Annotated in this window: 14 protein-coding genes and 1 tRNA gene; 10 read left to right on the top strand and 5 right to left on the bottom strand. The window is 73.0% G+C overall.

Annotation, left to right across the window (positions count from 1 at the left end):
• The first annotated feature begins 97 nt into the window (after nucleotides 1-97).
• Together KSNIM_RS16280 and KSNIM_RS16275 are read left to right on the top strand one after the other, a co-directional pair.
• Nucleotides 98-934: a LuxR C-terminal-related transcriptional regulator gene (locus tag KSNIM_RS16280; RefSeq protein WP_263103934.1), complete on the top strand. Its 837-nt coding sequence runs from the start codon at nucleotides 98-100 to the stop codon at nucleotides 932-934.
• An 88-nt stretch (nucleotides 935-1,022) separates the two neighbouring features.
• Nucleotides 1,023-2,564 carry a polysaccharide biosynthesis protein gene (locus KSNIM_RS16275; protein WP_263103933.1) on the top strand — a complete coding sequence of 514 codons (1,542 nt, stop codon included), beginning with the start codon at nucleotides 1,023-1,025 and terminating at the stop codon, nucleotides 2,562-2,564.
• A 21-nt stretch (nucleotides 2,565-2,585) separates the two neighbouring features.
• Here KSNIM_RS16275 and KSNIM_RS16270 read toward each other — a convergent pair whose 3' ends face one another.
• On the bottom strand, nucleotides 2,586-3,080 hold the full coding sequence (locus KSNIM_RS16270; RefSeq protein ID WP_263103932.1) for a MarR family winged helix-turn-helix transcriptional regulator: 495 nt from the start codon (nucleotides 3,078-3,080) through the stop codon (nucleotides 2,586-2,588).
• 111 nt (nucleotides 3,081-3,191) lie between these two features.
• On the opposite strand from KSNIM_RS16270, the gene KSNIM_RS16265 reads away from it, so the two are divergent.
• Nucleotides 3,192-3,998, top strand: coding sequence for a methyltransferase domain-containing protein (locus KSNIM_RS16265; RefSeq protein WP_263103931.1), 807 nt, complete (start codon nucleotides 3,192-3,194; stop codon nucleotides 3,996-3,998).
• Between the two features lie 31 nt (nucleotides 3,999-4,029).
• Here KSNIM_RS16265 and KSNIM_RS16260 read toward each other — a convergent pair whose 3' ends face one another.
• Genes KSNIM_RS16260 through KSNIM_RS16250 form a run of 3 tightly spaced genes read right to left on the bottom strand, consistent with a single transcriptional unit; the run spans nucleotide 4,030 to nucleotide 6,623 of the window.
• Nucleotides 4,030-4,893, bottom strand: coding sequence for a DMT family transporter (locus KSNIM_RS16260; protein WP_263103930.1), 864 nt, complete (start codon nucleotides 4,891-4,893; stop codon nucleotides 4,030-4,032).
• Between the two features lie 18 nt (nucleotides 4,894-4,911).
• Nucleotides 4,912-5,640 carry a TetR family transcriptional regulator gene (locus KSNIM_RS16255; protein ID WP_411543724.1) on the bottom strand — a complete coding sequence of 243 codons (729 nt, stop codon included), beginning with the start codon at nucleotides 5,638-5,640 and terminating at the stop codon, nucleotides 4,912-4,914.
• Nucleotides 5,641-5,666: 26 nt separating this feature from the next.
• Nucleotides 5,667-6,623: an acyl-CoA desaturase gene (locus tag KSNIM_RS16250; protein ID WP_263107987.1), complete on the bottom strand. Its 957-nt coding sequence runs from the start codon at nucleotides 6,621-6,623 to the stop codon at nucleotides 5,667-5,669.
• 203 nt (nucleotides 6,624-6,826) lie between these two features.
• On the opposite strand from KSNIM_RS16250, the gene KSNIM_RS16245 reads away from it, so the two are divergent.
• From KSNIM_RS16245 to KSNIM_RS16230, 4 genes are all read left to right on the top strand, one after another.
• A tRNA-Gln gene (locus KSNIM_RS16245) sits at nucleotides 6,827-6,897 on the top strand.
• Between the two features lie 71 nt (nucleotides 6,898-6,968).
• Nucleotides 6,969-8,426 (top strand): bifunctional UDP-N-acetylglucosamine diphosphorylase/glucosamine-1-phosphate N-acetyltransferase GlmU, encoded by a 1,458-nt coding sequence (gene glmU, locus KSNIM_RS16240; protein ID WP_263103929.1) that lies wholly within the window; start codon nucleotides 6,969-6,971, stop codon nucleotides 8,424-8,426.
• 203 nt (nucleotides 8,427-8,629) lie between these two features.
• Nucleotides 8,630-9,607 carry a ribose-phosphate diphosphokinase gene (locus KSNIM_RS16235; protein ID WP_263103928.1) on the top strand — a complete coding sequence of 326 codons (978 nt, stop codon included), beginning with the start codon at nucleotides 8,630-8,632 and terminating at the stop codon, nucleotides 9,605-9,607.
• Nucleotides 9,608-9,863: 256 nt separating this feature from the next.
• Nucleotides 9,864-10,454, top strand: a complete 591-nt coding sequence (locus tag KSNIM_RS16230) for a 50S ribosomal protein L25/general stress protein Ctc (protein WP_263103927.1) — start codon at nucleotides 9,864-9,866, stop codon at nucleotides 10,452-10,454.
• A gap of 102 nt (nucleotides 10,455-10,556) precedes the next feature.
• Here KSNIM_RS16230 and KSNIM_RS16225 read toward each other — a convergent pair whose 3' ends face one another.
• On the bottom strand, nucleotides 10,557-11,291 hold the full coding sequence (locus tag KSNIM_RS16225; protein WP_263103926.1) for a DNA alkylation repair protein: 735 nt from the start codon (nucleotides 11,289-11,291) through the stop codon (nucleotides 10,557-10,559).
• Nucleotides 11,292-11,421: 130 nt separating this feature from the next.
• Here KSNIM_RS16225 and pth point away from each other — a divergent pair, with 130 nt between their 5' ends.
• The 3 genes from pth to KSNIM_RS16210 all read left to right on the top strand — a co-directional run bounded on the left by pth (nucleotide 11,422) and on the right by KSNIM_RS16210 (nucleotide 13,088).
• Nucleotides 11,422-12,009, top strand: coding sequence for an aminoacyl-tRNA hydrolase (gene pth, locus KSNIM_RS16220; protein ID WP_263103924.1), 588 nt, complete (start codon nucleotides 11,422-11,424; stop codon nucleotides 12,007-12,009).
• Nucleotides 12,010-12,197: 188 nt separating this feature from the next.
• Nucleotides 12,198-12,467: a hypothetical protein gene (locus KSNIM_RS16215; protein ID WP_263103923.1), complete on the top strand. Its 270-nt coding sequence runs from the start codon at nucleotides 12,198-12,200 to the stop codon at nucleotides 12,465-12,467.
• A 126-nt stretch (nucleotides 12,468-12,593) separates the two neighbouring features.
• The gene (locus KSNIM_RS16210) at nucleotides 12,594-13,088 is read left to right on the top strand and encodes a SigE family RNA polymerase sigma factor (protein ID WP_263103922.1); all 495 of its coding nucleotides are present in this window, start codon (nucleotides 12,594-12,596) and stop codon (nucleotides 13,086-13,088) included.
• The last annotated feature ends 153 nt before the right edge of the window (nucleotides 13,089-13,241 follow it).

Below are 13,241 nucleotides of genomic sequence, written 5' to 3'. Positions count from 1 at the left end.
TGAAGAAACTTCACCAATCCCCCACCCTTCACGCGCCCCTCCCGTACGCTGAGTCCGGTACCGGTGGGGGTCGGCGCCGGAGCAGGGGGGACGAACGATGGGACGTATTCGCGTCCTGGTGGTCGACGACCACCGCATCTTCGCCGAGGCGCTGGCCACGGCGCTCGCCGCCGAGTCCGAGGTCGAGGTCGGTGCGGCCGGCAGCGCGGCCGCGGCCGAACGCGCGCTGGAGCGTGCCGCCGCCGAGGGTCGCCCGTACGACATCGCCCTGGTGGACGCCGATCTGACCCCCGCGGTCGGCCGTCCCGGCCAGGCCCGCGGCCGGTTCCCGGTCGCGGTGGTGCCGTTGCCGCGCCGCGAGGCGTCCGCCGCCCTGCCGCCCGGTGACGGGATCGCCCTGGTGGCCCGGGTCTGCCGCACCCATCCGGCGCTGCGCGCCGTGGTGCTCGCGACCGACGACGACCCGCGCCGCGCGGTGCGCGCGCTGCAGGCGGGTGCGTCGGGGTGGGTCGCCAAGGACAGCTCGCTGGGGCGGCTGCTGGCCGTCGTCCGCGGGGTGCTGCGCGACGAGACGCATCTGCCGCCGGCCCTGCTGACCGGCGTGGTACGGGAGTTGACCAGTGCCCGGCGCGACCGGACGGAGAGCGAGCGGCTGGTCGGCACGCTGACCCCCCGTGAGGAGGAGGTGCTGCGGTGCATGGTGGCCGGTCTCGGCCGGCAGGCCGTGGCCGAGCGGCTGTACCTCTCCCCGCACACCGTCCGCACCCACATGCAGAACGTGCTCGGCAAGTTGGGGGTGCACTCCACCCTCGCCGCCGTCGCGGTGGCCCGCCGGGCGGGGATCACGCCCTCCGAGCCGCTGCCCCCGCTCACCTCGGCTCCGCCACCGCATCCGCCGACCGTCGCCTCGAACGTAGGCCCGGGCGTCGGCTGAATCGTTTCCTCACGCCCTCGCCGGGCGGGGGAGCGGCCGACGCCACACCCAGGTACCGACTCCGTCAGGTCAGGAGACCGGAGGACAGATGTCGCCGAACAGCACTGCCGCCCGTCCCGATGCACAGCCCGTCCTCGCCGCGGGGGCGGCCGCCGGCCCGCCCGGCCTGCGCACCCTGGTGATCGGCGGTGGCGCCGCGGGGTCGGCGCTGGTCCGCGACCTGATCCGGACCCCGGAGTTCGGCCTCGCCCCGGTGGGCGTGCTGGACGACGACCCGGCCAAGGCGGGCACGGCCGTGGACGGCGTGCCGGTGCTGGGCCCGCTGGCCGGGCTGACGCCGCTGGCGGTGACGCACGGCGCGCAGGTGGTGGTGCTGGCGATCCCCGGGCTGCCGCACCAGCAGGTGCGGGCGCTGGCGACGGCGGCGGCCGCGGTCGGGGTGGCCGTCCGCTACCTGCCGTCCTTCCTGGCGGCGCTCCGCCGCGAGGTGGTCGGTTCGGACCTGCGCAGCCTGGACGTCAACAAGCTGATCGGCCGGCACGAGGTGCACGTGGTCTCGCCGGACGTCCGGGCGGTGATCGAGGGCCGCCGGGTGCTGGTGACGGGCGCGGGCGGGTCGATCGGCAGCGAGCTCTGCCGCCAGGTGCACGCCTTCGGCCCGTCCGAGCTGTACATGCTCGACCACGACGAGTCCAACCTGCACCGGCTCCAGTTGGAGATCTGGGGCGAGGCGCTGCTCACCGACGACTCGCTGGTGATCGCGGACATCCGCGACCGGCCGCGGATCCAGCAGATCTTCCGTGACCTGCGGCCCGAGGTGGTGTTCCACGCGGCGGCGCACAAGCACCTGCCGCTGCTGGAGCGACACCCGAGCGAGGCGGTGAAGTCCAACGTCCTCGGCACCGACCACCTGGTGGAGGCGGCGCTCGCCACCGGCGTGGAGCGGTTCGTGCTGATCTCCACGGACAAGGCGGCCGATCCGACCTCCGTGCTGGGGGCGAGCAAGCGGCTGGCCGAGCTGATCGTCCAGGCGAACGCCCGGGACGCGCGGAACCTGGGCACCGGGGTGTTCTCGGCGGTCCGGTTCGGCAACGTGCTGGGCTCGCGCGGCTCGCTGCTGTCGGTGCTGGAGGAGCAGCTGCGCAGCGGCGGCCCGGTGACCGTGACCCACCCGGACGTGACCCGCTTCTTTATGACCATCGAGGAGGCGGTCGGCCTGGTGCTGGAGGCCGGCCGGATGGCGGAGGGCGGCGAGGTCTTCGTGCTCGACATGGGCGAGCCGGTGCGGATCGTCGACCTGGTGCACAACTTCGCCCGGCAGGTGCAGCTGGGTGCGGAGGACGTGGAGATCCGCTACACCGGCCTGCGGGCGGGTGAGAAGCTCAACGAGGCGCTGTTCTCGGTGGGTGAGGAACGGCTGCCGACCGAGCACGGCCGGATCTTCGCGACGGCGGCGGGCGACGGCGGCCCGGAGGACCTGGCGGGCGGCCTGACCGGGCTGTACGCGGCGGCGAAGGTCAATGCGGACGCCGACGTGCGCGGCCGGCTGGCGGAGCTGCTGCCGGGCTACCGGACGCCGGAGGCCGTCCCGGTGCCGGCGCTGGCCACCCCGTACCCCGACGGCTTCTGAGGCCCGGACCGCCCGGCGTGCTCAGCCGGCCTGGTCGAAGGGGGCGACCAGGCAGCGGAGCAGGGCCGCGAGCTCGGTCTGCTGGTCGGAGCTGAGCTGGGCGAGGAGTTCGCGCTCGTGGGCGAGCAGACCGGCGAGCGCCTGGTCGGCCTTGTCGCGTCCGTCGTCGGTGAGCCGGACGAGCACGCCGCGCCGGTCGTCCGGGTCGGGCAGGCGGCGGACGAGGCCCTTGCCGGTGAGCCGGTCGATCCGGTTGGTCATGGTGCCGGAGGTGACCAGGGTCTGGGTGAGCAGCTGGCCGGGGGAGAGCTGATAGGGGGAGCCGGCCCGGCGCAGGGCCGTCAGCACGTCGAACTCCCACGGCTCCAGGCCGTGCTCGGCGAAGGCGGTGCGGCGGGCGCGGTCGAGGTGCCGGGCGAGTCGGCTGACCCGGCTGAGCACCTCGAGCGGTTCCACGTCGAGGTCGGGGCGCTCTCGGCGCCATGCTGCGACCAGGCGGTCGACCTCGTCCTCCATGGCGATCAGTGTATCGGGGGTTGTGTCGATGTGAAGTCTCTTGACATCGAGAGTTTTCACGCGCAGTCTCTCGATTGGATATCTTGATGTCGAGATACTTGGGAGGCCGTCATGCCCGCCACCGCCTGGGACCCCGCGCAGTACCTCCGCTTCGCCGACGAACGTACCCGCCCGCTGCACGAGCTCGTCGCCCGGATGCCCGCCCTGCCCGCCGCCCCCGTCGTCCTCGACATCGGCTGCGGCCCCGGCAACTCCACCGCCGTCCTGCGCGAACGCTGGCCCGACGCCCACCTCACCGGCGTCGACGACTCCGCGGAGATGCTCGCCACCGCCCGCGCCACCGGAGAACCGCACGCCACCTACCTGCGGGCCGACGCCCGCAGCTGGGACCCGGCCGGGTCCTCCCCCGACGCGATCGTCTCCAACGCCACCCTGCAGTGGCTCAACCCCGAGGGCGCCGACCAGGCCGACCACCTGCCCCTGGTGACCCGCTGGGCGGCCGCCCTGCGGCCCGGCGGGGTGCTCGCCTTCCAGGTGCCCGGCAACTTCGACGCCCCCAGCCACACCCTGCTCGCCGAGCTCCGCGGCAGCGCCCGCTGGCGGAACGCCCTCGGCGACGGCGCCGAACGCGCCGGCGTCCACCCGAGCGCCGAGTACCTGCAGACCCTGCTCGGCGCCGACTGCACCGCCGACGTCTGGGAGACCACCTACCTGACCCTGCTCACCGGCCCGGACCCGGTGCTGCAGTGGGTCAAGGGCACCGCCCTGCGCCCCGTCCTCTCCCGGCTCACGGACCCGGCCGACCGGGAGGAGTTCCTCGCCGCCTACGGCGCCCTCCTGCGCGAGGCCTACCCGGCCGGGGAACACGGCACCGTCTTCCCCTTCCGCCGGATCTTCGCCGTCGCCCGCCGCCGGTAGGAGGTGCCCCGGCACCCCTGCGGGCCGGGCCCTACTTGTGGAAGTGGTGGTGGCCCGGCATGGCCGGGTGGCGGCCCAGGAGGACCACGCCCGCCACCACCGCGAGCAGCCCCAGCACCTGGAAGGCCACCGCGACCGGGGTCACCCGCAGGCGGTCACCGAGGAAGCCCACCGCACACGCGATCCCGGTCAGCGGCTGGGCCGCGGTCAGTGCCGGCAGCGACATCCGCAGCGGCGCCGCCTCGAAGGCCGACTGCACCAGCAGCAGCCCGACCACGCCGATCACCACCACCGCGTACGGCTGCCAGCTGCGCACCACCGCGCCGATGCCCTGCTGGTCCAGCCGCTCGGTGGTCATCCGGGTCAGGGCGTCCTGCAGGCCGTAGAGCAGCCCGGCGGCGAGCGCCAGCAGGGTGGCCTCCTCCAAGAGCGGCATGTGCTTGGCGACGAGCACCAGCAGCACGGCCAGCCCGGCGACGATGCCGACCACCAGCCAGAAGCGCAGCCGGCCCGCCTCGGCGCCGCCGCCCTCGGGGCGGCCCGCCACGATGAAGGAGGTCACCCCCAGGGCGATCAGCGCCACCCCCGTCCAGCCGGAGCGGCCGAGCCTCGTTCCGGTGAGCCTGCGGGCCATCAACATGGCGAACACCAGGTTGGTGGCCAGCAACGGCTCGACCAGGGCCACCTCGCCCTGGCTCAGGGCGACCGCGCTGAGCACCAGACCGGCGATCATGAAGCCGAGGCCGATCAGCCAGTCCGGCATCCGTGCCAGGTCGATCAGCAGCCGCCAGTGCAGCAGGTCGCTCTTGGGGGCCCGCTGGGCGGCGTGCTGCTGCAGCACGAAGCCCAGGCCCAGGCAGCAGGCCGCCCCCACTGCCAGAATGAAGACCGCCACGCGACCACCTCGGTGCCGTCACACCCGTCGTTCGCCCACCAGCTTCGGATGCCGCTCCAGCCCCTCCAGGCCGTGCCACGCCAGATTCACCAGATGGGCGGCCACTTCGGACTTCTGCGGCTTGCGCACCTCCAGCCACCACTGGCCGGTGAGCGCGACCATGCCGACCAGCATCTGCGAGTACATCGGTGCCAGCCGGGGGTCGAAGCCCCGGGACTTGAACTCCAGTCCCAGGATGTCCTCGACCTGGGTGGCGATGTCGCTGATCAGCGAAGCGAAGCTGCCGGTCGACTGCGCGACCGGCGAGTCCCGGACGAGGATCTTGAAACCGTCGGTCGAGGTGTCGATGTAGTCCATCAGCGCGAAGGCCGCCTGCTCCAGCAGCTCGCGGGAGTGCCCGCCGGTCAGCGCCCCGGTCACCATGTCCAGCAGCAGCTGCATCTCGCGGTCGACCACGACCGCGTACAGCCCCTCCTTGCCCCCGAAGTGCTCGTAGACCACCGGCTTGGAGACTCCGGCCCGTTCGGCGATCTCCTCGACCGAGGTGCCGTCGTAGCCGCGCTCCGCGAAGACCGACCGGCCGATCTCCAGCAGCTGCTCGCGCCGCTGCTTGCCGGTCATCCGGACCCGGCCGCCCGCCCGGCCGCCCCGTGCCGCGGGCGCGGAGCGGGTACGGGCCACCGCGGCGCCGTCCCCGGTGGGTGCCTGCTGATGGCCGTCCGCGGTGTCTGCGTTGCTCCCGTTCACCCCTACATCATGCTGCAGCGGGCGGGTCATACGGCGCGGCGGGCGTCGATCCGCTCGGCCGCCGGCCAGCGGACGTCGGTCGCCCAGCCCGCCCGCTCGAACCAGCGGATCAGGCGGGCCGAGGAGTCGACCTGGCCGCGGAGCACACCGTGCCGGGCGCTGGTCGGGTCGGCGTGGTGCAGGTTGTGCCAGGACTCGCCGCAGGAGAGCACCGCCAGCCACCAGACGTTGCCGGACCGGTCGCGGGACTTGAACGGCCGCTCGCCGATGGCGTGGCAGATCGAATTGATCGACCAGGTCACGTGGTGCAGCAGGCCGATCCGCACCAGCGAACCCCAGAAGAAGGCGGACAGCGCCCCCTGCCACGACATCGTGACCAGACCGCCGACCAGCGGCGGGATGAGCAGCGACAGGGACGTCCAGAGCCAGAACAGCCGGGAGATCCGCCTTATCGCCGGGTCGGCGATCAGATCCGGCGCGTACTTGTGCTGGGGGGTCTGCTCCTCGTCGAAGAGCCAGCCCATGTGCGCCCAGAAGAGGCCCTTCATCAGGGCCGGCACGCTCTCGCCGTACCGCCAGGGGGAGTGCGGGTCCCCCTCCTTGTCACTGAACCGGTGGTGCTTGCGGTGGTCGGCCACCCAGCGCACCAGCGGCCCCTCCACGGCGAGGCTGCCGGCCACCGCCATGGCCAGGCGCAGCGGACGGGCGGCCTTGAAGGAGCCGTGCGTGAAGTAGCGGTGGTAGCCGACGGTGATGCCGTGGCAAGTCACGAAGTACATGACGGTCGCGATCGCGACGTCCGTCCAGCCGAGCCCCCAGCCCCAGGCCACCGGCGCCGCCGCCAGCAGGGCGAGGAAGGGGACGGCGATGAACAGGCCCAGGGTGATCCGCTCGGCCAGCCCCTGTCTCTCACCGCCGAGGGTCGCGGAGACCTGGGCGGGTGGCTTCTGCGCCGCCATGGTGGGTGCTGCACCGGCCTGCATCGTCATGGGGGCGTCCTCGGGGGAGGGAACGGTACCTACGTATGCGTAACCTACGGCATCGTAGGTTCGCGGGCATCCGATGGGAAGACGTGTCGCACCGGCGGGACTCCGGAGGGTGGTGGATGCAGAGCGGCGCACCCCGTACTCTTAGCCCTGCATTGCCCGCCGACGTCCGTCGGCGCGTCACCCGTGCACGGCATCCGTCCCGGATCGTCTAAGGGCAGGACAGCTGGTTTTGGTCCAGCTTATGGGGGTTCGAATCCTCCTCCGGGAGCTCCGCACACAGCCCCGACCGTCCGGCAGGCGCGCCCGACCCTCCCTCAGAACTGCCGAGGAGCCCTCCGCGTGACTGCCAAGAAGACCGCTGCCGTGATCGTGCTCGCCGCCGGCGGGGGCACCCGGATGAAGTCCAACCGGCTGCCGAAGGTGCTGCACGAGATCTGCGGTCGGTCCCTCGTCGGCCACGCCGTCGCCGCCGCGCAGGAGCTGCAGCCGGAGCACCTCGTGGTGGTCGTCGGCCATCTGCGCGAGCTCGTCACCGCCCACCTGGAGCAGCACTACGCCGGCGTGCGCACCGCCGTCCAGGAGCAGCAGAACGGCACCGGCCACGCCGTCCGCACCGCCCTCGACGCGCTCACCGCGGACGGCACCGTCCTCGACGGCACCGTGCTCGTCACCACCGGCGACGCCCCGCTGCTCACCGGCGCCACCCTGCGGGCCCTCGCCGAGGCGCACGCCGAGCAGGGCAACGGCGTGACCGTGCTGACCGCCGTCGTGCCGGACGCCAACGGCTACGGCCGGATCCTGCGCGACGACCACGGCGCGGTCGCCGCGATCGTCGAGCACAAGGACGCCACCGACGAGCAGCGCGCCGTCTCCGAAATCAACTCCGGCGTGTTCGCCTTCGACGCCAAGCTGCTCGCCGAGGCGCTCGGCCGGCTCACCACCGACAACGTCCAGGGCGAGGAGTACCTCACCGACACCCTGGAGATCCTGCGCACCGGTGGCCACCGGGTCGGCGCCGTCGTCGCCGACGACTTCCGCGACATCCTCGGCATCAACGACCGGGTGCAGCTCGCCGAGGCCCGCCGGATGCTCAACGACCGGCTGCTGGAGCAGGCCATGCGGGCCGGCGTCACCGTCGTCGACCCGGTCAGCACCTGGTTCGACGTCCAGGTGAGCTACGAGCCGGACGCGGTCGTGCTGCCCGGCACCCAGCTGCAGGGCACCACCCACCTCGGCGAGGGCTGCACCGTCGGCCCGAACTCCACCGTGACCGACAGCGTGATCGGCGCCGGCGCCACTGTGAGCAACGCCACGGTGATCGAGGCCGAGGTCGGCGAGTCCGCCTCGGTCGGCCCCTACGCCTACCTCCGCCCGGGCGCGAAGCTCGCCCGCAAGGCCAAGGCCGGCACCTACGTCGAGATCAAGAACTCCGAGCTCGGCGAGGGCGCCAAGGTGCCGCACCTCTCGTACATCGGCGACGCCACCATCGGCGAGGGCAGCAACGTCGGCGCGGCCTCCGTCACCGTCAACTACGACGGCGTCAACAAGCACCGCACCGTGATCGGGGCGCACTGCCGCACCGGCTCGGACAACATGTTCATCGCCCCGGTGACCGTCGGCGACGGCGCCTACACCGCGGCCGGCTCGGTGATCTACCAGGACGTTCCGGCCGGTTCGCTGGGCGTCTCCCGGGCGCAGCAGCGCAACATCGCCGGCTGGGTGGCCCGCAAGCGCCCCGGCACGGCCGCCGCGGAGGCCGCCGCCAAGGCCGAGGCGTCCGGGGCCCCCGAGGCCTGAGCGGCTGCTGGGGATCTTGGGATGTGATCCCGGGGCGGACGGTTTCCGGCGCACCGCGTAACCTGGAGTACATACGTGCGCCACTGGGCTTTCCGTCCTCGTCCCGGCGTACCCCGAATCCCCGCCGACCGACGTCCCGAGCGCTGCTGCCCGGGTGCGCCGTGGCGGGTCCATGTGCGGCAGCAACGCGAGGAGACGGTGCAGTGAGCGGGATCACGACGTCGGGTGAGAAGAAGCTCAAGCTCTTCTCCGGCCGTGCCCACCCCGAGCTGGCGGAGGAGGTGGCCCGGGAGCTCGACACCGAACTCGTTCCCACCAAGGCCCTCGACTTCGCCAACGGTGAGATCTACGTCCGCTTCCTGGAGTCGGCCCGCGGCGCGGACTGCTTCGTGATCCAGAGCCACACGGCTCCGATCAACCAGTGGATCATGGAGCAGCTGATCATGATCGACGCGCTGAAGCGGGCCTCGGCGCACAGCATCACGGCGATCCTGCCGTTCTACGGCTACGCCCGGCAGGACAAGAAGCACCTCGGCCGCGAGCCCATCTCGGCCCGCCTGGTCGCCGACCTGCTCCGCCAGGCCGGTGCCGACCGCCTGATGGCCGTGGACCTGCACACCGCGCAGATCCAGGGCTTCTTCGACGGCCCGGTGGACCACCTGTTCGCGCTGCCGATGCTGGCCGACTACGTGGGCGAGCGGGTCGACCGCTCCAAGCTCACCATCGTCTCGCCGGACGCCGGCCGGGTGAAGGTCGCCGACCAGTGGTGCGACCGCCTGGACGCCCCGCTGGCGATCATCCACAAGCGCCGCGACATGACGCAGGCCAACACCATCCTGTCCGCCGAGGTCGTCGGCGACGTCAAGGGCCGGGTCTGCGTCCTGGTCGACGACATGATCGACACCGCCGGCACCATCTGCGCCGCCGCCGACGCGCTCTACGACAACGGCGCCGCCGACGTGATCGTCGCGGCCACCCACGGCGTCCTCTCCGGCCCGGCCGCGGACCGCCTCAAGAACTCCCGCGTCAGCGAGTTCGTCTTCACCAACACCCTGCCCACCCCACAGCAGCTGCAGCTGGACAAGGTGACCACCCTCTCGATCGCCCCCTCGATCGCCGCCGCGATCAAGGAGGTCTTCGAGGACGGCTCGGTGACCAGCCTCTTCGAGGGCGTGCACTGACCGTCAGCCCGGACGTCCGGCCCCCGCACGCGACGCGTGCGGGGGCCGATTTCGCGGTTGACGCGGCCACCGGTTAGACTCGTGGGACTGCTCGGCGAGGGATGCCGTGTGCCCGTGCGGGTACCGCAACCGTGATCGACGCGCTGCTTCCAGTAGTCGTCCGCCGCCGAGCGACCCCCAAGGAACTTGAGGGTGTGGCCCGGCGGTTTTTGTCGTTCCTGCACCCGCGCCAGTCTTTCTCACGAGGAGTGCAGTCGTGTCCGAGATCCGCCTTGCCGCCGAGACCCGCACCGAGTTCGGCAAGGGTGCCGCCCGTCGCGCCCGCCGCGCCGGCTTCGTCCCCGGTGTCGTCTACGGCCACGGCCACGCGCCGGTCCACCTGAACCTGCCCGGCCACGACCTGATGATGGCCCTCAAGACCCCGAACGCCCTGCTGGTCGTGCCGATCGACGGCAAGGACGAGTACGTGCTGCCGAAGGCCGTCCAGCGCGAGGCCATCAAGCGCAGCATCGAGCACGTCGACCTGCTCCTCGTGAAGCGCGGGGAGAAGGTCACCGTCGAGATCCCGGTCCACACCGAGGGCGAGCTGGCCCCCGGCGGCAACCTGATCGAGAACGTGCTGAACGCCCTCCCGATCGAGGCCGAGGCCACCCACCTGCCCGAGTCGGTCACCGTCTCCGTCGAGGGCCTGGAGGCCGGCGCCTCCATCACCGCCGGCGACATCGCCCTGCCGAAGGGCACCACCCTCGCCGTCGAGGCCGACGCCGTCGTGCTGCAGGTCATCGGCGCCCAGGCCCCCGAGGCCACCGAGGAGGAGGCCGCCGAGGGCGAGGCCGTCGAGGCCTGATCCCCGCCGGATCCCCGCTTCCGCCGCCCCGGCCGCTCCTGACACCAGGAGCGGCCGGGGCGGCGGCGTTCCCGGGCACACGCCCGCGCCCGCCCGGCCCGCTCAGACGTGCCCGGGCAGCAGCCGCAGCCGGACCTCCTGCGGCACCGGCTTCAGCGCCTCCCGCAGCGTCAGCCCGGAGACCCGCGACAGCCGCCCGGCCAGCCAGTCGCAGACCTCCTCCGGATGGTGCTTGGCACCCTCCCGCAGCGACCAGCCCAGCGCCTTGCGCACGAAGAACCGCGGATCCGTCAGCAGCGGGTCCGCGAGCGCCCCGAACTCGCCGAAGAAGAGCGGGAACCGCTCCGGCGAGCGGAGCGCCGGCAGGTGGCCCAGCACCCCGCCCCGGCGCACCCACAACTCCTCCCGGCGGCTCCAGCGCAGCAGCACCTGCGCCGTCTCCGGGTACCGCAGCAGCAGCGGACCGGCCGCCTTCGGCGCGATCACGTCGACGTGCGCCCAGGTGTCGCACTGCTCCAGCATCCGCTCCAGCAGCGCCAGGTCGGCCGGCACCAGCAACCGCTCGCGCGCCTCCAGCAGGAACCCGGCGCAGCTGCGCGACTCGTGCACCGGCTGCGCCCACAGCTCCCCGACCAGCGCCAGCACCGCCTCGCGGTCCAGCCCCGGGTGGCGGCGGAGCAGGCCACGCACCGCGGCGCGCATCCCCGGCACCGGCACCCCGAGATGCTGCAGCGAACTCTTCAGGTAGGCCTTCTCCTGCTCGGCGCGGCCGGGCACCACGGCGCCCCGCAGCTCCGCGGAGAGCTCGGCGGCCAGTGCGGCGGTCGGTGCGGTCACGGGCGGTCCCTCGGCTCGGCGGCGGTCGGTCGTCACGACGGTACGCCGCCGCGGCCCGCCCCTGCCCCGGCCGGGCGCGGCGCCGCTACGGATAATGGACCCGCAGGAACGAGGCGAGCGGAGATCGGTGATGAGCGCGGTGGCGGACGAGTACACGGGACCCTGGCTGGTCGTGGGCCTGGGCAACCCCGGAGAGGGCTACGCCCGCAACCGGCACAACATCGGCTTCATGGTGGTGGACCTGCTCGCGGAGCGGATCGGCGCGAAGTTCAAGACGCACAAGAGCCGCGCCCAGGTCGCCGAGGGCAGGCTGGCCGGCCGGCGCGTGGTGCTGGCCAAGCCGATGACCTTCATGAACCTCTCCGGCGGCCCCACCACGGCGCTGCGCGACTTCTACAAGGTCCCCAACGCGGCGATCGTCGCCGTCCACGACGAGCTGGACATCGACTACGCGGCGCTGCGGCTGAAGTGCGGCGGCGGCGACAACGGCCACAACGGGCTGAAGTCCATCACCAAGTCGCTCGGCGCCGACTACCACCGGGTGCGCTGCGGCATCGGCCGCCCGCCGGGCCGGATGGAGGTCGCGGACTTCGTGCTGAAGGACTTCTCCTCGGCCGAACGCAAGGAGCTCGACTGGTTCGTGGACCGGTCGGCGGACGCCGTGGAGGCCCTGCTCTCGGAGGGGCTGGAGCGGGCCCAGAGCACCTACAACTCCTGAGCCCCGCCTGCCGATCGACTCCCCCTCGGCAGACTCCGGCGAGCGGTTCGTGAGGATTCGGCGTCGTACACAACGGTCCTGCAACGCTTGGTCGCTGGAACCTGAATCCCGGTCAGATCGAGCCGTTCCATCGGATACGGTCTGTCCCGTACGAAGGGGTTGAGGGGTTCGATCTGGGGGTAAGGAACGTGATTCGCTCCTACCGGGCGGCACGGATGGTCGGCGGCGCGGCAATCTGCCTGGCCGCCACCGGGATCGCCGCCCCGGCCGCGGCGGCCGCCGGCGCGACGGCGGGCCCGGAGCCGTCCCCCGAGCCCGCCGCGGCCCAGATGGTGCCGCCGGTCAGCGGCTCGGTCGGCGGCTCGGCCGGCCTGTACGCGGTGGCCGGCGGAATGGTCGTGGTCGCGGGCGGAGCGGCGACCTGGCTGCGCCGCCGCCGGGCCGACCGCGAGAGCTGACCGCCGAAGACGCAGGGCCGACCCCGCCGGGGTCGGCCCCTCGCGTTCCGGGCCCCCGCCCGTCCGCCCGCGATGATTTCTCCCCGGCCTGTCATCCGTTCCGTCCCGCCGGTGCGTCAGGTGGGCATGACGATGAAGGGTGACCCGTTCGACGCCTTCGTCGGAGCGCGGTACCAGGCGCTGCTCCGCGCGGCGTTCCTGATCACCGGCGACCTCCACGACGCCCGGGACCTGCTGCACGACGCTCTGGCCCGGGTGTACGTCCGGCGCCGGTCGATCCGCGACGAGTCGGCGACCGAGGCCTACGTGCGCCGCACCATGGTGCGCACACACATCTCGCGCTGGCGGCGCACCCGGCGGGAGGTCCTCACCGACCGCCTGCCGGACGCCGCCGGACCGGAGACCACGACGGGAGACGAGCAGCTGGCCACGGCCCTGCGCGCGCTCCCGCCGCGGCAGCGTGCCGCGGTCGTGCTCCGCTACTGGGCCGACCTGCCGGTCGCCGCGGTGGCCGAGGAGATGGGCTGCACGCTCGCGACGGCGAAGACACATCTCGGACGGGCGATGACCACGCTCCGGCGCGACCTCGCGCCCGAGCGGGAGGTGAGCGGACGTGGCTGACGACCTGTGGGAGATCCCGGCGGACGGGACCGGAGACGGATTCGATCGCATGCTGGCCGGCCGGCTGGCGGCGGCCGCCGGTGCGGCGGCCGCGGAGGAGGGCGCGGCACCGCTGGCCGAGGTGCGCCGGCAGGGCCGGCGCCGGCTGCGCCG

Source organism: Kitasatospora sp. DSM 101779 (assembly GCF_025655475.1).
GTDB lineage: Bacteria > Actinomycetota > Actinomycetes > Streptomycetales > Streptomycetaceae > Kitasatospora.
This window is presented reverse-complemented; position numbering and strand designations above follow the sequence as displayed.